This is a genomic window from Photobacterium kagoshimensis (assembly GCF_050337045.1).
GTDB classification, from domain to species: domain Bacteria; phylum Pseudomonadota; class Gammaproteobacteria; order Enterobacterales; family Vibrionaceae; genus Photobacterium; species Photobacterium kagoshimensis.
The window spans coordinates 102,243-122,015 of record NZ_JAKJSO010000016.1 but is presented as its reverse complement, the minus strand read 5'-3'; the positions used below and the strand labels follow the sequence as shown (position 1 = coordinate 122,015).

Sequence of the window (19,773 nt, the reverse complement as noted above, 5' to 3'; positions counted from 1 at the left end):
CCGAATCTGATATTAGTCACAGCTTCTGCGGCTAGGTGTCTTTTTTTGCTTTTAAAGTGTCTACATTCCTGTTCATCGCACTACTGCATAGCAACTTCTACCTATCCTACATAATAAGCGAAGATTGCTGGTGGCGTGGTATCCCCAACTTATCCTTGTTAATCATTGTATAGAGATACCCAATATGCCGAATAAACCGTTACTGTTAGCTATGGCTGTTTCAGCAAGCTTATTTGCTACTTCTGCTCAGGCAGATGTCATTTTGCATGCCTTTAACTGGAAATATAGCGATATTACTGCGAATGCGAGCGCGATTGCGCAAGCTGGCTACAAGAAAGTATTAGTTGCCCCTGCAATGAAATCATCAGGCAAAGAGTGGTGGGCACGCTACCAGCCTCAGGACCTGCGTTTAATTGATTCAGAACTCGGTAATAAAGAAGACTTAGCAGCCTTAATTGCCGCACTGAAAGCACAAGGTGTTGAAGTGTATGCTGATGTTGTTTTAAACCACATGGCCAATGAAAGTTGGAAGCGAAAGGATCTTAACTACCCTGGGAAAGATTTACTGGATGCCTATAGTCAAAACGCCGCTTACTACAATCGTCAGACATTATTTGGTGATTTAGCTGTGGGCCAGTTTTCGGAGAATGATTTCCACCCTGCTGGCTGTATCAGCGATTGGGATAACCCAGGTAATGTGCAGTATTGGCGTTTGTGTGGTGCTGATGGCGATACGGGCCTGCCTGATTTGGACCCTAATCATTGGGTTGTACAGCAGCAGAAAAATTATTTATTGGCATTGAAAAAAATGGGGATCAAAGGATTTCGTATCGATGCCGTCAAGCATATGAGCCCGTATCAGATTGATCAGATCTTTAGCCCTGAGATCACGCAAGGTATGCACGTTTTTGGTGAAGTGATCACCAGCGGCGGCAAAGGCAACAGTAGCTATGATAAATTCTTAGCGCCGTATTTGAACAATACTAATCATGGAGCGTATGACTTCCCGCTGTTTGCTTCGATTCGCTCGGCGTTTTCGTTTAATGGTGGCATGAACTACCTGCAAGATCCGCAAGCATATGGTCAAGCCTTACCAGATAACCGTGCCATCACTTTTACTATTACGCATGATATTCCAACCAATGACGGCTTTCGCTACCAAATTATGGATGCTGGCGATGAGAAGTTAGCCTATAGCTATATATTAGGTAAAGATGGTGGCACGCCTTTGGTTTACAGCGATGACTTGCCTGATAATGAGGATAAAGATAACGGACGGTGGGCTGATGTTTGGAACCGTTCAGACATGGTGAAGATGGTGGGTTTTCACAACGCCATGCAGGGTAAAACCATGGAAGTGATGTTCAGCGATCAATGCATGTTGATTTTTAAACGAGAAAAAGCAGGGATTGTTGGTATCAATAAATGTGGAGAAGCCCGTTCATATACCGTCGATACCTCACGATATGAATTAAATTGGCACCAAGCGTATCGTGATGTTTTGAGTGGTCATTCTGAAACAGTTACATCACGCTATCATACCTTCACTATTCCTGCTCGAACCGCGAGAATGATGAAAATTTAGCCGATAATACTCTTTGGTTACATTTTTTTTTCGTTTTTTTTGATAAGGCCTTAGCACATAAGCTAAGGCTTTTTTGATCTATTCGCCCTGCCAATAATACAGTTATAAATTCTATCGCCAACCGTGTGGGACAAGGGAAATCGCGTGAATATATGGAGTGAAGCATTTTTTTAGACGCATATATGACACCACAATTATTACAGCACTAAACATTTGCTTGGGGCTGTGATGCTGTAATCTATTGATATTGGTGCTGGTTTTTCTCATAAAATGTTCAATAATTATTTAGTGTGCAAAGTATGGTATCTTATTGTTAGCACGCCTTGATGTGCTGCATGGAATGGATAATAAATAAGGAATGTTTTATATGCGAAAGTTACTCGCAACTTCAATACTATTAGCATCTGCTTCTTTTTCGGCTTCTGCTGAGGAATGTGGCAAGGTAACCATTGCTGATATGAATTGGAACTCAGCAACCCTCATCGCTCATATTGACCAATTTATTCTCGATAAAGGCTACGGCTGTGATGCCGAGCTTGTTCCTGGCGATACAATGCCAACGGGTACCTCCATGATTGAAAAAGGCGAGCCCGATATTGCGCCTGAAATGTGGAGTAACTCGATGAAAGAAGCCTTGGATCGAGGTGCGAAAGATGGTCGTTTGCAATTTGCAGGCTCCACACTTACAGATGGCGGTGAAGAAGGATTCTGGGTACCCGCTTATATGGTTGAGAAAGACCCTTCTTTGGCAACCATCGAAGGCGTTATTGCCAATGCAAAATTGTTTGAACATCCTGAAGACAAATCGAAATCTGCATTCATGAGCTGTCCTGCTGGCTGGAACTGTCAGATCACAGCGGGCAATCTTTTTAACTCGATGAAACTAGAGGACGCCGGTTTTGAACTGATCGATCCAGGCTCAGGTGCGGGTCTATCAGGTTCTATTGCTAAAGCTTATGAACGTGGAGAGGGCTGGTTTGGTTATTACTGGGCGCCAACGGCCGTTTTAGGTAAGTACAAAATGGTCAAAGTGGATTTTGGTTCAGGCATTGATGCTGATCACTTCCGTTCTTGTATCACCAAAGAAGAGTGTCTTGACCCTAAAACAACCATGTATCCACCATCACCGGTTGATACGATTGTAACAACGTCATTCTCAAAGCGTGCGCCAGAAGCGATGAGTTACTTAAATGCGCGTTCTTTTAGTAATGCACAAATGAATGAGATTTTGGCGTGGATGGAAGAGTACCAAGCTGATGGCGAAATTGCGACGGAGCATTTCCTGACAGAATACCCACAAACATGGACTACATGGGTATCACCAACGGTAGCTGAAAAAATTAAAAAGGCTTTATCTGAGCTTTAATTGTGTAATGGCCCGCCGCTATGGCGGGCTTTTTTGTATAAATACATACTCAAGGATTGATGTTGTATGTCTGAACAATCTTGGTTAAGTGAAATTCCGCAATTGGATCGACACCAATTGCTGGAAATTAGAAAAACATTGGATGGCGCATATCGCGCATTTTCACGTGAATATGGCGACGCTATCGAAGCGGTCTTTGATCCTTTGTTGTCCTTTCTTATTTGGTTCGAAAAACTGTTACTGGGCACGCCTTGGTGGCTCGTCATTGCTGTACTAGCTGGTTTGGCTTATGTTGCTAGCCGTTCTTGGAAATTAACCTTAGGCGTTGTTGTTGCCTTCTTCTTAATTGGCTTTTTTGGTATGTGGGATAACACCATGCGTACCATGAGCATTATCTTAGTCTCCACATTTGTCGCAATAGGGCTCGGGATCCCCATTGGGATCGCAATGGCGCGATCGAATCGCGTGCAATCGTTCGTGACTCCGCTACTCGATATTATGCAAACCATGCCAGCGTTTGTGTACCTGATCCCTGTGGTGATGCTATTGGGCATAGGTAAAATCCCAGGTGTTATTGCTGTTGTGATTTATGCCATTCCGCCTGTTATTCGTTTAACCAACTTAGGTATTCGATTGGTCGATAAAGAAGTGTTAGAGGCTGCAACTGCCTACGGTGCAAGCCCAACACAGCGTTTATTTGGTGTGCAGCTACCACTCGCGATGCCCAACATTATGGCAGGCATTAACCAAACCATCATGATGGCCCTGGCAATGGTAGTGATCGCTTCTATGATCGGCGTTAAAGGGCTCGGTCAACCAGTACTGAAATCTATTACTAATCAATACTTCACGTTAGGTCTACTCAATGGCTTGGCTATTGTGGCACTGGCAATTATTTTTGACCGCGTATCACAAAGCTACGCAAAACGTACCCAGCAGCACCTTGGAGGACATGATCATGGATAAGGCGACCCAAGAACCACTGATCAGTGTAAAAAACTTATACAAGGTCTTTGGCCCCAATGGCAAGAAGGTACTTGAGCAAGTTAAAGCGGGTAAATCAAAAGATGATATTTTAGCTGAAACCGGTCATACCGTTGGTTTGAGTGACATCAATGTGGATGTTTACCCCGGAGAAATATTTGTGGTTATGGGGTTGTCTGGTTCGGGTAAATCGACTCTGATCCGTCACTTTAATCGCTTAATTGAGCCAACCGCAGGTGAAATTGTGGTGCAGGGCAGTGATGTCATGACCCTTAACAGTAAAGATCTACAAACCTTCCGCCGCCATAAAATGTCGATGGTGTTTCAACGTTTTGGCTTGATGCCTCATCATACCGTGTTGGATAACATAGGTTACGGCTTACAGATCCAAGGTGTTGCGAAAGACGAACGTAAACAACGTGCGATGGAATGGCTTGAAACGGTTGGCTTAGGGGGCTATCAAAGCCAGTTTCCTGCCCAGCTCTCTGGTGGTCAACAGCAGCGTGTTGGTTTAGCGCGCGCCTTGTGCACGGATGCAGATATTTTGTTGATGGATGAGGCGTTCTCAGCGCTCGACCCTTTGATTCGAAGCGAAATGCAAGACCAGCTGATTGAACTGCAAGAAAAGCTCCATAAAACCATCGTCTTTATTACCCACGATTTGGATGAAGCACTGCGTTTGGGTGATCGTATTGCTATCTTGCGTGATGGTGTATTGGTACAGCAAGGGCGTCCAGTGGATATTCTACTCAACCCAGCTGATGACTATGTAGAAGCTTTTGTTAAAGACGTTAACCGTGCCCGCGCTTTAACAGTAGAAACAGTGATGAAGCCACAGGTGGTTCGAATTTCAGCTGACACTATTGGTGAAGCGGTGGCTGAAATGCGTAAGGCAAAAGATGACTATGGTTATTACGTCAACGATGACGGCTACCAAGGTGTTATTACCCAAGAAACGCTCGAGAATGTAGAGAAGGCCGATTACAGTAAGGCCATCGACGCATCGTTACTGGAAGATGTACCCGCGATTCAAAGTGATGCCTTATTGGAAGCGGTTATTCCTGAAACCTTAGACAGTGATCACCCGCTACCTGTGCTTAATGCTGATGGGGATGTTGAGGGGCATTTATCTCGTTCAACACTGGCAGAAGTGCTCAGTGAGCACAATAGTGCTGAGGAGAGTGATGAAAAAAAGCCGACGACAAATAAATCATTAGCTGCCTAGGTTAATCATTTACGCCTGATAATTCACAGCTTATCTAGCGAACTGCAATAATCAAAAAAGCACACGCAAGTGTGCTTTTTTGTTACTTGTGTTTAGCGATTTATTACGTTGTTGTTATAAACAGCTGATCCGAAATGCGTCGTTTAATTCAAGAGGCAGCACCAAGGTACTAAACTGCATCTGCTTCGATTGCGTACACATGGCATTTCTAGCGGATTCATCATCAACATATTTCTTTAAATATTCAGCATTTAGCACTGCCTTCCCATTTTGAATAAAGGGATTAAGCAAATGACACTCGTTATATTCGGTGCACGATTCATTAATTGCAAAGTCATAATAATCAACCAGTTCAAGAATTTGGTCTAGATCGTTTTTAAGACCAATAGATAAATTGAGTTGGTGGGCAGTATTAGCCACTGCACGATTATACGCGAGCTGATCGGTATTCGATAAATTAATGCCAGTGCTATTTGAGTAACCGTCCATATTATCGAGCTCGACCCCATCACAACCTTTTTCTTTTGCTAGCTCTAATCGTTTGGTCATGATTGAAATAACATTCGTCGAACGAATATCTAGCCAGCGTTCACCTGGCCAACCATCAAGGTTGTTACCTAAATCACTTTCTTTGAATTCATTGGCATCAGGACGCCAGTTTTCATAAGAGCCTGCAGAAAAGTAACAAATAACTTTTTTGCCTGACTGTTGTAAACCTTGAATAAGATCTGTTGATGAATCAAATAAATCAATATTGTAAATATCGACATTATAAGAAGTATTCACTGTACCGCTAAGCTGCCATTGCCAAGTTGTTAGCGGGCCCGGACGATACCAACTACCGTTAGTGATAGGGGCAACATTTGGATCGAGCTTAGGTACTTCAACAGGGGGAACAACCGGTGGTGTAGGCGTTGTTGGCCCATCTATTGGCGGTGCTACAGGGGTACTCCCTGAGGACTTGTCGTTGTTTTCTGCTTGATCTGATCCTGAATTACAACCAGCAAGGAATAAAGATGAAACCAATACAGCAGATAATAATCGCATAAGCTCTCATAATATTTATTATCTATTAATAATAGATATGTAGACTTGAGTTCTAGATATACATAAACATCAAGCCGAAATATAAAAGCGGCTTGTAATTAATGTATATTTGATAGCAGTTAAACTTTATAGCTGTTGCTATTAATGAACTTTAGAAAATACGTCATCGCAAAATAAATCAAGTATGTTGGTTTATTTACATTGAAAAGTGCTAATTAATAAAATTATCACAATTATAAAAATGATTCATACACGGTGTAACGTGTGATGCTGCTAATTTAATCAACTTTTACACTGAGTTTCAATATGCAATGGTTTTAACGAAGCATGATTTAACAAATTGATGACAATAAGGCGAGAGTGAAACCAGAGTGAATACGCGTTTATTTACGATGTGATAATAATAAATATAAGAGTGAATTGTTTATTAATTAGTGAATGATAATAAGCAGTTGCTGGTGAATATGTTTGTATGGATTCCCGCGCTGTGATGAACAGGCAGTGATGTTCTTTGAGTGATTGATGCTTTTATGAAAATAAAAACATTTGTGACGCTGTGATCTAACTCTCATATAAGGTTACGACAAGTTATGAGCTAATCGAAAAGCACCAATACCGCCTGACAATTTGTATTGTATGAGCGGTATTGGAACAGAGCTTGAAACGAGGTTAGCCTCCCCAGCTCTTACTGGATGATTTACTGCTGCTCCAGCCTGATTTAGCTGACACACTAGAACCAAAGCCACCACGTGAAATCGTGCGGCTGGTGGTTGCTTTCGGCTTCATCTGATCTTTACCGACTCGTACCGTTGTTTTGCGGTATGAGCTGCGGCCATAGTCATAGCCATCTGCTGTTGTCCAGCGGTCGTAGAATACGCTGCCTGGGTAGTAAGAACGGAACATCGGCTGTGAGTAATAACCACGGTTATTATCCATCATACGGGCGAACATAAAGCCTGCCATGGCTGGCATAAACCAGTTATTGCCTGGTGATTGCATACAACCATTTGAGCCAAATTCAGCCACACAATCATTCATTGATTGGTATTTTGGTGCTGTGCGAGAGGCTTCTTGTAAGGCAAACTGATACGCTGATTGACACTGCTCTGTGTAGCTTGGGTTATCGCTAATACAATCATCGAGAGAGTGGTAGATCTCGGCTTCTGTGCTGTTATCGCTACAGCCTGTTAGTGCTACACCTGCAAATACTGCGGTTAGCGGTGTCACCATGTAGGGACGCCAGTTTTTACGCATGCTGGCGAGGACGACGCGTTCACTTCGTTTCATCGTCCGTCTCCTAGTATTTCATGCACGCAGCGTTTAAGAGGCCAACCGAGACCGAGGTTGCAGCCATCAAAATACCTGCTGGGATTTCACCCGCTTCAATGCGTTCAACGATTTTAGGCATAAAACCAAAGCGCATAATAACAAAGGCAACCTGCTGTGCTACGAGTGCGACTAGGCCCCAAATAGCAAAATCAATTAAGTTGACTGAGTTAGAAGCGGCACCTGCAATCGCTAGGCTATAGCCTAACACTGAGCCCGATAATGCGATGGCTGCGGCTGTGTTTTGGTCTTCTTTTACCAACTTCCATTCGTCATATGGCGTAAAGCGGACATAGACAAACTTGAACAGCATCAAGAAGACTAATGACAGTGAGAAGTACAGTAAAAATGCGCCAAGGCCGGCAAGTGATTGACTAAAAACGTCCATGATAAATCCTATAACTATCTAATGTAGGTTAACCGATTAAGGTGAAATCTGTTGGGGTGAGGTTAAAGCCAGTGCTTGTGACTAGGCTCCATTCAGCACGGTTATTGATGATTTTTTCTTCGCCAGATACCATGAGTGACTCATATTGTTCAGTTGCCGCTTCACGTTCATAAACCATCACAAACTGGTCGGTTTCACTTACCGTACCGTCCAAGAGATAGGTTTTTTCTGTCATGGCGACAGGGCGCTCGTTTTCCCATACTTTTTCAAAATCGTACCCTTCAAGCTGTTTGCTTGGTAGGACAATTTGGTTATCGAGGGTATCTTGCCACTGGCTTTGTGTATCTATGGGTTTGGTATGGTAAAAATAGTACAGTTTCACTTCGCTAACATCGGCTTCTGAACGTCCATGCTGGAGGACTTGCACAAAGCCGTCATCGTCGGTGTAGTAACGCAGCAGGCGGGTTTGTTCATCTAAGTTAACTTCCCCCACGGCTTGGATTAAATGGGTGCGTGCTGCGCCTTCAATGATTAAGTCTGGCTCAATGAGCTTGAGCTTTAAATCATCCAGTTCAAAGGCACCACCAAGGCGTAAACCAAGCACTTCTGGCGCTTCAACTTTGGGTGCTTCCGGCGCCATTTTCTTTTTAAGCCAATCAAACATCGTGCTCTCCTAATGTGTGCCAGTGAAAAGTATTTACGCGTTCATCGGCGATATAAAACAGCTTGGCATTTGCTGTAACCACTTTATTGAGTGGCGGATTCAGTTCCACACCTTTACCAGTATCAATGGCAATTAGAATCGCATCATGCTGCTTTTTAAATAACGAGAAGAGGGGGGCTACCGTCGTCTCTTCTTTGTCGCTTGGGAAGTTTACCGAATATTGGGTCATCCCTTTGTTGGTGCTGAGCAATTCATGGTGAAGTTCGCTCGAGCCAGGATCAACTGCCGCTTTGGCTAACATCTCAACAGATACAGAAGGAATGCACTCTGCATTTGGGCAGTGTTGTTTTAGCAAGTCACTCAAGGCTTCATCGTTGAAGTAAGCCAGTAAGTGCGCCTCTGGGTTTTGGTTTGAACAATATAATGATGCTGATAGGGTGACATCATCTTCAGGGTTATCGATGATGATGCAATCGGCGTCAGCGACACCTGCTCGTGCCATTCCTGCTTTGTCGGTAAAGCTGACGACACGAACAAATTCAATTTTGCCTGGTAATGGATTTTCCATTTCAGGGCGAACGCATAGCACGATATCACGGCGACCTTGCTCTTCGTGCAGCAGCATATTGAGCAGGCTCAGGGTGCGTTGTTCATTCCAGCCGAGCACAAGAATGTGTTTATTCACTTTTAAACTCCGTTTTCCCATTAGCCCGCCTTTCCAGTAATGGATCAGCAAGCTAGCGATACGGCTAACACCGATGGCAAACAAACCTAGACCACCGGGAATAACAAATAGGGCAACCACCCATTTTCCGAGGTCTGTGGTTGGCGACATGTCACCATAGCCAACGGTTGAAGCTGTAACAAAGAGGTAGTAGATGAAATCGGTCAACGAGTGAGTAAGTGCATGCTCACCTGCAAAGCGCAGTAATAGCCAGCTGATTGCTGCATACATTATTGACGATAACAGCAGGTTTCGTCCGCTCAATTGACCAAATTGGGTTAATACCCAGCGACGTAAGAGTAACCACATCGACATCCACAACCTCCTTTTTCACACTTGGTAAGTGGTTATTTACCTAGAATACGTGCTAGTTCATCTTCTGCTGATTGTGTGCCACCTGGAGTAATCCCCGCTTCTGCGAGTTTCTTATCAAGGCTGCTACCAGATTGCTCTTCAGCCATTTCAGCGGCAGCTTCTAGTTGTGCTGATTTTTCAGCTTGGCGGCGTTTGATACGGTCGAGTGACTCAACAGCAGTGTGCATTTTTGCGTTAGCACCAACATTGGTTGCTGATACTGCACTTTGCGCTTTTTGTACGGCTTCATTTGCTTTAACGACATCGACTTGCTGCTCAAGTTGACGCAGTTTGTCTTTGGCTTGGGCAATGTTTGTGCGCATGCTCTGTTCAGATTGCGTGAATTGATCCAAGTAAGTTTGCTCAGCTTGTTGTTCGTTACGAAGCGTTGCGACTTTTTGTGCACACTCTAAGGCAAGATCTTGTTGGCCTTTATCCATTGCAGCACGAGCGTGAGTTTCGTACTCATTAATGCCTTGCTCGAAGCTCGCGACTTTCTGTGATGACATTTTGCGCTTAGCGACAATTTTCACTAACGCTTCATCAGAGCGGCGTAGTTCAGATTTTGCTTCACGGATTTCTTGGTCAAGAATACGTAATGCTTGATTGTCTGCAACTGCTTCAGCCGCTTCGTTTGCACCGCCTTTAAGGGCTGTTACTAGTTTTTTCCAAACACTCATGCTGCATTCTCCGCTAGGTGGTCTTGGTAAAGCTCAATGAAAGCTTCAACATTTCGGTATAGGGTCGCCACTTCAATAACGACACTTTCCGCTTTTGATTGTGAAGATAACGAACCAAAGGCAACGTAGTAACTTTCGCCGTTTAGGTCGCTTAGGCCAATGGTTGATAGTGGGAACATTTTATGGGTACGCAGTACAAATTCGTTCAGTGCACTAACGTCTTTAACTTGTTGTTGTGCAAACAACAGGACTTCAACCAAAATTTGCTCGCCAGCTACCGCAAGATAAGCTTCGATTTGGTCTTCATTCTTGATGATCAGTGTTTGATCGGAAGCTTCAACTTTCCAGCCATCATGTGCGCTAAGTAACGATTGAAGTTCAGGTAGTTGCCACGTCATTGTGAGCCCCTTTTTTAGTGTGTTTAACATAGTGAACGAAGGCGTGAGTTACCTTCGCTACAATGTGTATTAGATCCAACAAAATGGAAAAACGTTCAATTTACTTTGTATCAAACGGTATAAAAGTGAAGCCAAAAAACGCTCACATATTATGACGTTATATCCATGATATAGCTGCAAGTTTAAACAGATATCAGATAAATTGTGAAGAGATTAGGCTTTTTTATGTAACGAGTCGTCAAAAAACAGACACTTCATACTGAGCTTGTGCCACAGAGGATGGATGGCGGGAACAATTAATGAGCACTTATGGTGCAACGAAAAGACGAATAACAAAGAATAATTGCACGTAGACAAATACATTTGGGGTGTATTTATAGGCATCGACGCCAGTCCTTTTTTATTCACGGGAATGTGAGATAAAAAAAAGCCGAACAACTGTTCGGCAATATAAGAAGGGATTCTGTTCTAGCTATCTGAAGAAAGTTAGAACTTTTATTTTTAGTATTCGTATAGCGAAATAACAGCGTTAAGTGATGTCACTTAACGCTGTATTGATTATTACGCTAGTAGTTCTTTTGCTGTGTTCACTACGTTTTCAGTGGTGAAACCGAACATTTTGAATAGCTCGCCTGCAGGTGCAGATTCGCCAAATGTTGTCATGCCGATGATCTTGCCACCGAAACCAACGTACTTGTACCAGAAGTCAGCAATACCTGCTTCAACAGCAACACGTGCCGTTACGTCTGCTGGTAATACTGCTTCGCGGTACGCTGCGTCTTGCTTGTCGAACACGTCTGTTGCTGGCATAGAAACAACGCGAACCTGACGACCTTCAGCCGTTAGTTGTGCTGCCGCTTCTACTGCTAGTTCAACTTCAGAACCTGTTGCGATAAAGATAAGTTCTGGTTTGCCAGCACAATCTTTCAGGATGTAACCACCTTTAGCGATGTTAGCAACTTGCTCTGCATCACGTGGTTGTTGCGCTAGGTTTTGACGCGAGAAGATGAGCGATGTTGGGCCATCTTTACGTTCAATTGCCAGTTTCCAAGCTACCGCTGATTCAACTTGGTCACATGGACGCCATGTGCTCATGTTTGGTGTTAGACGTAGAGAAGATACTTGCTCAACCGGTTGGTGAGTTGGACCATCTTCGCCCAGGCCGATTGAATCGTGCGTGTAGACTTGGATGTTTTGCACTTTCATTAGTGCAGCCATACGCATTGCGTTACGCGCGTATTCCATGAACATTAGGAAAGTTGCACCGTATGGTACGAAACCACCGTGTAGTGCAATACCGTTCATGATAGCTGTCATACCGAACTCACGTACACCGTAGTGGATGTAGTTACCTGAGAAGTCAGCAGCTGTTAGCGATTTAGAACCCGACCACATCGTTAGGTTAGAAGGCGCAAGGTCAGCCGAGCCGCCCATGAATTCTGGTAGCATAGCACCAAATGCTTCTAGTGCATTTTGTGATGCTTTACGTGATGCGATGTTCGCTGGGTTAGCTTGAAGATCGGCAATGATTGCAGATGCTTTTTCTTCCCACTGTGCAGGTAGTTCACCGTTTACACGACGCTTGTATTCTGCTGCTAGCTCAGGGTAAGCCGCTTCGTACGCTGCGAACTTCTCGTTCCAGCTTGCTTCTTTTGCTGCGCCTGCTTCTTTCGCATCCCACTCTGCTGCAATGTCAGCTGGGATTTCAAATGGACCGTGGTTCCAACCAAGGAATTCACGTGCCGCTGCGATTTCTTCAGCGCCTAGTGGTGCGCCGTGACAATCGTGTGAGCCCGCTTTGTTTGGTGAACCAAAACCGATGATAGTTTTAGTACAAATAAGTGTTGGACGACCTGTTTCCGCTTTTGCCGCTTCAATCGCAGCGTTGATTGCGTCAGCATCGTGACCATCAACCGCAGGGATCACATGCCAGCCGTACGCTTCGAAACGCTTAGGCGTATCGTCAGAGAACCAACCTTCAACTTCACCATCAATAGAGATACCATTGTCATCCCAGAATGCAACAAGCTTGCCTAGGCCTAGTGTGCCAGCAAGTGAACATGCTTCGTGAGAGATACCTTCCATTAGACAGCCATCGCCCATGAACACGTATGTGTTGTGGTCAACGATATCGTGGCCTTCTTTGTTGAATTGTGCAGCTAGGGCTTTTTCAGCCATCGCCATACCAACAGCGTTAGTGATGCCTTGGCCTAGAGGACCCGTTGTTGTTTCAACACCCGGTGCGTAACCGTATTCAGGGTGACCTGGTGTTTTAGAGTGCAATTGACGGAAGTTCTTTAGATCATCGATAGAGAGATCGTAACCTGTCAGGTGAAGTAGAGAGTAAATTAGCATTGAACCGTGACCGTTAGACAGCACGAAGCGGTCGCGATCAGCCCACTCAGGGTTTTGTGGGTTGTGGTTCATGTGGCCACGCCACAGTACTTCAGCGATATCAGCCATACCCATAGGTGCGCCTGGATGACCAGAGTTTGCTTGTTGTACGCCGTCCATGCTTAGGGCACGGATTGCATTAGCTAATACTTTACGTTCCATATTGGTTTCCACTATAGAATTTGTTTGAAACAAAAAACGATAAAAATAAGAAAGCGGCTATTAGGCCGCTTTCTGAAATAGATTTTAGTCTTATAGACGCTCAGCAATCATTGTTTCTAGTTTGCCTTGGTCAACCGCGAAGTTACGGATACCTTCAGCTAGTTTTTCAACGGCCATTGCATCTTGGTTGTGATCCCATAGGAACTCAGCGTGAGTCATTGCCGCTGGGCGCTCTTTGGTACCGTTAGAGTCGATTAGTTTCTCTACGACTTCACCTTCAGCAGCTTCTAGTTCAGCAAGCAGCTGAGGGGCGATAGTTAGGCGATCACAGCCAGCAAGTTCTAGGATTTCACCGATGTTACGGAAGCTTGCGCCCATAACAACAGTCTTATAACCGTGCTCTTTGTAGTAGTTGTAGATGCTAGATACTGAAACAACACCTGGATCTTCTTGTGCTTCGAAATCACGACCTTCTTTCGCTTTGTACCAGTCCATAATACGGCCAACGAAAGGTGAGATAAGGAATACACCCGCTTCAGCACAAGCACGCGCTTGAGCAAACGAGAATAGCAACGTTAGGTTACAGTTGATGCCTTCTTTTTCTAGGACTTCAGCTGCGCGAATACCCTCCCAAGTAGAAGCCAGTTTGATCAGGATACGGTCGTTAGTGATGCCAGCATCGTTGTACATTTTGATCAGTTGGCGTGCTTTAGTAATGCTGCCTTCTGTATCGTAAGAAAGACGAGCATCAACTTCTGTAGAGATGCGGCCAGGTACAACGTTAAGAATTTCTTTACCAATGCTGACAGCTAGCATGTCGCAAGTATCTTGCACTTGCTGTGCTTTATCGTTGCTTTGCTCTTTTGCGTAAGCAATCGATGCATCAATAAGAGGTGCATATTCAGCGATTTGAGCGGCTTTCAGGATCAACGATGGGTTCGTTGTTGCGTCTTCAGGCTTGTACTTGCTGATTGCTTCAATGTCACCGGTGTCAGCAACAACAGTAGTAAGCGCGCGCAATTGTTCTAGTTTAGTGCTCATATCTATCAACCTTTTACGTATTGGACTTGTCTCAATGCTAGTTCAGATATTGATTAACAAGATTATCTTTACTGCCTTGTGACATTTTATGTTTGTACCAAAGAATCACTACGTGAACATTTGGTTTGCTTGAGAGCAATTGATGGAATGATAATTATCTTTTTGGCATATTCTGTCAATTATAAAGCACGCTAAACCGTGCTTTGATCTCATTTATTCCATCATTTCTACCAGTTCACAGCTTTTTATCGTCTTTGGTTCGTTAACTGCGACCTGATTCAAATCTAATTTGAATGCGCATTTGATCTGCATGGTGATCAAATGCGCACCATTAGATGCTGTTTTCGACTTCATCCAGCGTATGTTCATGGATCTCATGGATTAACATGGCGAGCTGTTTACGCAGTTCAGCGAGATCTTCCTCTAGCGGCAAGGTATTCGTTTTCACCTGTTTTTCGACAATGGTGGCCGCTTGGCGAACAGCGCCTGCACAGATACTGCCAGAGGCGCCTTTTAATGAGTGGCTGATAAGAATGGCCCGACTAAAATCTTGTTCAGCGAGTGCTTGTTCTAATTTATCAACATCATGATCATGCTCGGTGGCAAACATGACTAAGAAGGTTTGAACTATCTCGTAATCACCATCCATCATCTCAAGTAATTCAGTTAACTCAACATGGTGATAATTTGGATGCAAATGACTTGAATGTGCGCTGCTACCGATCAATTGGGTAGGTGAGTCGCTCGCTGAGTGGGTAGCTAACACTTCCGCAGCTGTAACCTGATTGTTGCTTGAGGGTGGGGTTGGCCTTGAGCTAAGACTGCTTTCTACTTCTGCCCGTAGTTGCGCCATTGCGGTGATTTTAGTTTTAAAGCGCTGTAGTGCATCTAATAGTTTTCGCTCATCCAGAGGTTTGGTGATCACGCAATCAACCCCAGCCGCCATCATATTGCGTTGGGTTTCTTCAAATACATCAGCGGTGCAAGCAAAAATAGGCACTTTGCGGGTGTCGGTACGTAAACGTCTGATCCGCTTCGTTGCTTCAATGCCATCCATCACTGGCATGTGATTATCCATTAAAATAAGGTCGAACAGCTGGTGCTGCAAAATATCGAGAGCTTCTGCGCCATTTTCTACAGCGGTGGTGATGAAGCCCCTTTGTTTAAGGAAGGAATCAATGATCAGGGTGTTTAAGTGATTATCTTCCACAATCAATACTTTTAGGTGTTGAAAGGCACTTTGATCAAAGCTGATCTCTGGTGTTTGCTGAGGTTCGTAATGGCCTTTTTGTAGCGTGAGGTTGACGGTAAATGTGGCTCCTTTTCCCTCGATGCTTTCAAGCTGAACATCACCCTGCATAAGTTCGGCTAGTTGACGGACAATACTGAGCCCTAATCCCGTGCCACCAAAGCGGCGGCTGGTTGATATTTCAGCCTGGGCAAATGGATCAAAAATCTGATTAATACGATTTGCCGCGATGCCGATACCCGTATCTTGGGTGATGATCGTCAGTTGTTTTTCATTGCTTGCTTGGCCGTTCTGGAGCCGCAAAGTGACATTCACTTCGCCTTCTTCGGTAAACTTAATGGCATTACTGATCAGGTTAAAGAGTATTTGGCGGATACGTGCTTTATCGGCATAGAACCAGGCGTTTTTATCTAACTCGCAATGAATGTGAAAGGCAATGCCTTTCTCTTTGGCTAACGAGTGGTAGGTACTTTCTATGGTGCCGACTAAGTCAGTAAAACAAAAATGGGTAGGGTCGAGTTTAAGTTGCCCTTGCTCAATCTTTGAAAAGTCCAAAATGTCATTAAGCAAAGACATCATGTGTTTGCCAGAATCGAGTAGCGTATTGAGATGGTGTTCTTGTTCGCGAGTCAGATCGGTTTTTAATAATAGCTGAGACAGGCCCAACATCCCGTTCATTGGGGTGCGGATTTCGTGCGATAAATTGGCTAAGAAGGCGGATTTGGCCTGATCGGCAGACTTGGCTTTGTGTAGCGCCTGATTAAGGCGATTGGTGTCATAAGCAATTCGTTCAGCCCCTTGGTTTAGGGCATCATGCAGTACTTGAAATTCATGGGGGCCTTTAAAGTGCTTACTGGCTGCAAAGTTACCCAGTTTAAAGTGGGCGGCGAACCGTGACAGTTTTGCTAATGGATCGGTGATGCGTTTAGTTAATACAACAGCCAGCGTGACGATAACCAAAGCGGTAAAGAGCAGTGCCAACATAAAATAATGTTGTAGCGCATCAATAGAACTGGTGACAGTCTTTTGCGGTGTGATAGTCACTAAAGACCAATTCGGTAAATCGGGGCCCTGTAATGAATCAATGGTTGTCACAGTCGCGGTAAATGACGCTTGGTAGCGATCTTTATATTGGATAATTTGCGGCTGAGTACGGTTGATGTTTTGTGCTTTTAGGTTGAATTTAAAGTCGGCAAAGGTTTGCAATGCTTGGCCTTGATAGTCACCCGCCAGCATGATATCGCCTTGCTGGTTAACAATAAACGCAAAGTCGGTATTGCTGATTTGTTTACCTAAAAATCGCAATCGGGCATTGATTTCACTTAAACGGTATTCAACCAGTAGGTAACGTACCGCTGTGCTATCGGCGACTCGGGTGATTAAAAATAAGCAAGGCGCTTGTGCTATGTTGGGCGGTACAAAGAGATACACCTGTTTACCCGAGTTGAGGTACTGCTGTTCTAGCTGATTAAAATTATCGATACTAAATTTGGCCACTTCTTGGCTCAGGTTAACAGCACCTTGATGTGATGAATCGATGACTTGGTAGGTTGGCGTGGCGTAAAAGGTACTTTTTTCGATGAGATGAATCGCATTGTAAACGGATTCACCAGCCGTTAATTGTTGAAGGTATTTACTGATGATAGCTGGCGAGGCAGAGATTAATGGTGACGATGTCAGTATGGGGGATTGGGCAAGATCGCTGAGTTCTTTGACGTGACGCTGAATAAGGTCGTCAAGGTTCTGGGCTGCAATATTGGTTCGGCTGATCATGCCACTCGCAATTTGATCTAATGCTACCGAAGTGAGTTTTTCATTGCTGATCCAGCTGTACATAAATGCAGGCAATATGCCAACGCATAGCATACTGGCTAATAAAATGGGTTTAATACGGTTTGGGAAAAACTGCATGTCCGACTATCCCTGTAACGAATGCTGATGAATTGATACGTGTTTTATTTAACATCTCGTAAACAAATATATCAGCATGGATATGCAGGGAGTGAGGTTATCGGAATAATTTAGCTGTCAGGATCAAAAATCTGTGAGCAATTCATCATTCTGCTGTTGTTACTGAGGGCGGCGTAGCAGTAATCATGCTCACTTTATTGCTTATTCGTTTGAGGGCCGCCCATATGTAGGAGGATTCTTATGCGTTATTTAAGCGCTCGGGCTGGCATAAGAATCTTGCGTCTAGTCGGCGAAAATTAATGGCTGTGAGGTGCGCCTGACAAATTAATAATCGCGATACCTATGGCGACCACTACCATGCCAAGCCACACTTTGGCATCCAGATGCTGTTTGTAGATAATACTAGACATCGCCGTGACAAGGACTATCGCCATTCCAGCCCACATCGCGTGAACAATACCGACTGGCAGTGATCGCATAGCTTGGCCCAGAAATAGAAAAGCAAGAAGGTGACCAAGAATAACAATGCTACTGGGTAATAAGTTGGTGAAACCATTTGTTGCACGCAATGCTACATGTGACGTTGCTTCTGCCATCACACCTAAAATAAGAAATAACCAACCCATAACACCCTCTAATCTATGTTTTCCAAAAGAGAGCACAGTTTAATTGTTTATTAATAAATGATAATCACCACTTTATATAAATTACTTTTACCACTTGGTAATAATAAGGGCCGCCACCTCTTGTTGTCTAGGTGGTGGATAACGGTTTAGTTCAGCAATTGCTCTAGGGTTAGCGGCGCTGATGTTAAGCCCATTTGTTGAGCTGGGGTTTGACCTGTCTTGTCTTGTCGACATAGGTTATGCCAAGCACGATAAATATCGAGTAACGGTAATAAACCTGCAGGACGAAGTTTGCGGCGAGGTTCATTCACTAACTGTGCAAATTGATCGTGGAATCGTTGCTGATACGCTAATACAGCACGATCGGTTGCAGTATTTAGCCAGTAGCGCTCGTTTTCTTTTTCACCAGCTAAGTGACAAATGCCTTTGCTAATGTCGTTATTACGGGTGAATGCCCAGCGATCTCGCCACCAACCTAGCAAAACAATATCTATGCGATCAGCTTCCATATCGGATTGCCATTGTTCGTCCTGCTCAACGTAGACAGGATGAATGGTTTTTGCCTTGATGCGATCCAAGAAAATAGACACAACGGCTGAGCGCATCAAAGGTTCTTGCGGCATGAAAATCGCAAGTTGTTGGTTGTATTCCAGTTGGCTAGCAAGCTGAAGGTAATGTGCATACACAGTGTATTGTGGTCTGATCAAGCAGCCTTTCGTTGGGTAATTAATACGTGCTTGGTTACTGAGTGGGTCTTCGAGTTGCGGACGTGATAATACTTCACGGTATTTATTATCGACTCGCGCCAAAATACCCTGCGAAGGTGGAGGGGGATTGGTCTCAAGTAAGGCTGATGGCGGTGCCATGAAGCGCGTTCCCACTTGAAATGGGTCATGCTCTAAGTATTTATCATCTTGATCGGCGGCTTGGTAGTTCAAATGCTGACCAACAACATAGCCAGACGTTGCCTCGCAAGTCGAAATCCACAATACACCATTGCTACTCTGCGGTTGCAAGCTCGTCAGATTAGAAGCAAGTGAGAGATCCTGCGCGTGCTTGAAGAGGCGTGCATCAAACATAGCAAGCTGACGACGACAACGGCTGGCAATATGAGACAGTTGATCGTAAAAGGTTTTAGGATTCATGCTCAAGCGGCGACAAATATCGCGAATGGCATAGCCAGTGAACAGCATCGCCAGCAGTTTTTGTTGTACTAAATGTTTGTTATTAAAGCCAGACCAACGATCAACGAAAGTGCCTTGGCAGCTTTTACAGCGATAGCGTTGACGATCACCACTGTAACCAAAAGCGTGATATAGGTGGCGGTGCGTTAATACGGCAAGCCCTAAGTTTTCACATTTTGGGTTACTACAGGCAGGTAAACCACTGCATTGGGTGACCTTCAAGCGAGTCAGTTCTTCTACGACATCACTATTACTCAGAACGGGCGGAAATGCGCCACACTCCCTGCACACTAATGTTGGTCGTTCTGGATTGGTTCGCTGAATGACATAATCATCAACGTTTTTAGAACCATAGTTACAGCAGCCTACGGTTTTACAGTGGTTAAGCTGTAAATGTTCGACGGCCTCAGGTAATAAAGGCTGGATGGGTTGAATGGGTTGTGATGTCATCATGTCAGCTTATTA

The 19,773-nt window shown here is 44.3% G+C and carries 16 protein-coding genes; 4 read left to right on the top strand and 12 right to left on the bottom strand.

Annotated elements, in window-relative coordinates; all coding sequences use genetic code 11:
- Positions 1-184: 184 nt before the first annotated feature.
- The 4 genes from L4C35_RS15765 (at position 185) to L4C35_RS15750 (ending at position 5,160) form a co-directional block, all read left to right on the top strand.
- Positions 185-1,585 (top strand): alpha-amylase family protein, encoded by a 1,401-nt coding sequence (locus L4C35_RS15765; protein ID WP_428463791.1) that lies wholly within the window; start codon positions 185-187, stop codon positions 1,583-1,585.
- A gap of 367 nt (positions 1,586-1,952) precedes the next feature.
- A complete protein-coding gene (locus L4C35_RS15760; protein ID WP_428463790.1) occupies positions 1,953-2,951 on the top strand; it encodes an ABC transporter substrate-binding protein in 999 nt (332 codons plus the stop codon).
- A 66-nt stretch (positions 2,952-3,017) separates the two neighbouring features.
- The gene (locus L4C35_RS15755; RefSeq protein ID WP_428463789.1) at positions 3,018-3,917 is read left to right on the top strand and encodes an ABC transporter permease; all 900 of its coding nucleotides are present in this window, start codon (positions 3,018-3,020) and stop codon (positions 3,915-3,917) included.
- Entirely contained in the window at positions 3,910-5,160 is a 1,251-nt protein-coding gene (locus L4C35_RS15750; protein ID WP_428463788.1) for a quaternary amine ABC transporter ATP-binding protein, read from the top strand. Before L4C35_RS15755 ends, L4C35_RS15750 begins: the two co-directional genes overlap by 8 nt.
- Before the next feature lie 114 nt (positions 5,161-5,274).
- Here L4C35_RS15750 and L4C35_RS15745 read toward each other — a convergent pair whose 3' ends face one another.
- The 12 genes from L4C35_RS15745 to L4C35_RS15690 all read right to left on the bottom strand — a co-directional run bounded on the left by L4C35_RS15745 (position 5,275) and on the right by L4C35_RS15690 (position 19,758).
- Positions 5,275-6,207: an endo alpha-1,4 polygalactosaminidase gene (locus L4C35_RS15745; RefSeq protein WP_428463787.1), complete on the bottom strand. Its 933-nt coding sequence runs from the start codon at positions 6,205-6,207 to the stop codon at positions 5,275-5,277.
- Between the two features lie 669 nt (positions 6,208-6,876).
- The gene (locus L4C35_RS15740; RefSeq protein ID WP_048899673.1) at positions 6,877-7,494 is read right to left on the bottom strand and encodes a DUF1190 family protein; all 618 of its coding nucleotides are present in this window, start codon (positions 7,492-7,494) and stop codon (positions 6,877-6,879) included.
- 10 nt (positions 7,495-7,504) lie between these two features.
- Positions 7,505-7,921 (bottom strand): DUF350 domain-containing protein, encoded by a 417-nt coding sequence (locus L4C35_RS15735; RefSeq protein ID WP_428463786.1) that lies wholly within the window; start codon positions 7,919-7,921, stop codon positions 7,505-7,507.
- 28 nt (positions 7,922-7,949) lie between these two features.
- Positions 7,950-8,585: a YjfK family protein gene (locus tag L4C35_RS15730; RefSeq protein WP_428463785.1), complete on the bottom strand. Its 636-nt coding sequence runs from the start codon at positions 8,583-8,585 to the stop codon at positions 7,950-7,952.
- Complete coding sequence (locus L4C35_RS15725) at positions 8,578-9,624, bottom strand: potassium channel family protein (RefSeq protein WP_428463784.1); 1,047 nt, start codon at positions 9,622-9,624, stop codon at positions 8,578-8,580. Before L4C35_RS15725 ends, L4C35_RS15730 begins: the two co-directional genes overlap by 8 nt.
- A gap of 32 nt (positions 9,625-9,656) precedes the next feature.
- On the bottom strand, positions 9,657-10,343 hold the full coding sequence (locus L4C35_RS15720) for a PspA/IM30 family protein (protein WP_428463783.1): 687 nt from the start codon (positions 10,341-10,343) through the stop codon (positions 9,657-9,659).
- On the bottom strand, positions 10,340-10,741 hold the full coding sequence (locus L4C35_RS15715; RefSeq protein ID WP_428463782.1) for a DUF2170 family protein: 402 nt from the start codon (positions 10,739-10,741) through the stop codon (positions 10,340-10,342). Before L4C35_RS15715 ends, L4C35_RS15720 begins: the two co-directional genes overlap by 4 nt.
- A gap of 561 nt (positions 10,742-11,302) precedes the next feature.
- On the bottom strand, positions 11,303-13,297 hold the full coding sequence (gene tkt, locus L4C35_RS15710; protein WP_428463781.1) for a transketolase: 1,995 nt from the start codon (positions 13,295-13,297) through the stop codon (positions 11,303-11,305).
- A 90-nt stretch (positions 13,298-13,387) separates the two neighbouring features.
- A complete protein-coding gene (gene tal, locus L4C35_RS15705) occupies positions 13,388-14,338 on the bottom strand; it encodes a transaldolase (RefSeq protein ID WP_428463780.1) in 951 nt (316 codons plus the stop codon).
- Positions 14,339-14,669: 331 nt separating this feature from the next.
- On the bottom strand, positions 14,670-17,498 hold the full coding sequence (locus tag L4C35_RS15700; RefSeq protein ID WP_428463779.1) for an ATP-binding protein: 2,829 nt from the start codon (positions 17,496-17,498) through the stop codon (positions 14,670-14,672).
- Positions 17,499-17,794: 296 nt separating this feature from the next.
- Positions 17,795-18,124, bottom strand: a complete 330-nt coding sequence (locus tag L4C35_RS15695; protein ID WP_428463778.1) for a DMT family transporter — start codon at positions 18,122-18,124, stop codon at positions 17,795-17,797.
- Positions 18,125-18,270: 146 nt separating this feature from the next.
- A complete protein-coding gene (locus L4C35_RS15690; RefSeq protein WP_428463777.1) occupies positions 18,271-19,758 on the bottom strand; it encodes a transposase in 1,488 nt (495 codons plus the stop codon).
- Between the last annotated feature and the right edge of the window lie 15 nt (positions 19,759-19,773).

Bases quoted from the DNA above. Each gene is read 5' to 3' on its own strand.
- L4C35_RS15730 (WP_428463785.1), bottom strand. From the start codon at position 8,585: ATGTTTGATTGGCTTAAAAAGAAAATGGCGCCGGAAGCACCCAAAGTT.
- L4C35_RS15755 (WP_428463789.1), top strand. From the start codon at position 3,018: ATGTCTGAACAATCTTGGTTAAGTGAAATTCCGCAATTGGATCGACAC.
- L4C35_RS15715 (WP_428463782.1), bottom strand. From the start codon at position 10,741: ATGACGTGGCAACTACCTGAACTTCAATCGTTACTTAGCGCACATGAT.
- L4C35_RS15720 (WP_428463783.1), bottom strand. From the start codon at position 10,343: ATGAGTGTTTGGAAAAAACTAGTAACAGCCCTTAAAGGCGGTGCAAAC.
- L4C35_RS15690 (WP_428463777.1), bottom strand. From the start codon at position 19,758: ATGACATCACAACCCATTCAACCCATCCAGCCTTTATTACCTGAGGCC.
- tal (WP_428463780.1), bottom strand. From the start codon at position 14,338: ATGAGCACTAAACTAGAACAATTGCGCGCGCTTACTACTGTTGTTGCT.
- L4C35_RS15725 (WP_428463784.1), bottom strand. From the start codon at position 9,624: ATGTCGATGTGGTTACTCTTACGTCGCTGGGTATTAACCCAATTTGGT.
- L4C35_RS15735 (WP_428463786.1), bottom strand. From the start codon at position 7,921: ATGGACGTTTTTAGTCAATCACTTGCCGGCCTTGGCGCATTTTTACTG.
- L4C35_RS15750 (WP_428463788.1), top strand. From the start codon at position 3,910: ATGGATAAGGCGACCCAAGAACCACTGATCAGTGTAAAAAACTTATAC.
- L4C35_RS15695 (WP_428463778.1), bottom strand. From the start codon at position 18,124: ATGGGTTGGTTATTTCTTATTTTAGGTGTGATGGCAGAAGCAACGTCA.
- L4C35_RS15745 (WP_428463787.1), bottom strand. From the start codon at position 6,207: ATGCGATTATTATCTGCTGTATTGGTTTCATCTTTATTCCTTGCTGGT.
- L4C35_RS15760 (WP_428463790.1), top strand. From the start codon at position 1,953: ATGCGAAAGTTACTCGCAACTTCAATACTATTAGCATCTGCTTCTTTT.
- L4C35_RS15765 (WP_428463791.1), top strand. From the start codon at position 185: ATGCCGAATAAACCGTTACTGTTAGCTATGGCTGTTTCAGCAAGCTTA.
- L4C35_RS15740 (WP_048899673.1), bottom strand. From the start codon at position 7,494: ATGAAACGAAGTGAACGCGTCGTCCTCGCCAGCATGCGTAAAAACTGG.
- tkt (WP_428463781.1), bottom strand. From the start codon at position 13,297: ATGGAACGTAAAGTATTAGCTAATGCAATCCGTGCCCTAAGCATGGAC.
- L4C35_RS15700 (WP_428463779.1), bottom strand. From the start codon at position 17,498: ATGCAGTTTTTCCCAAACCGTATTAAACCCATTTTATTAGCCAGTATG.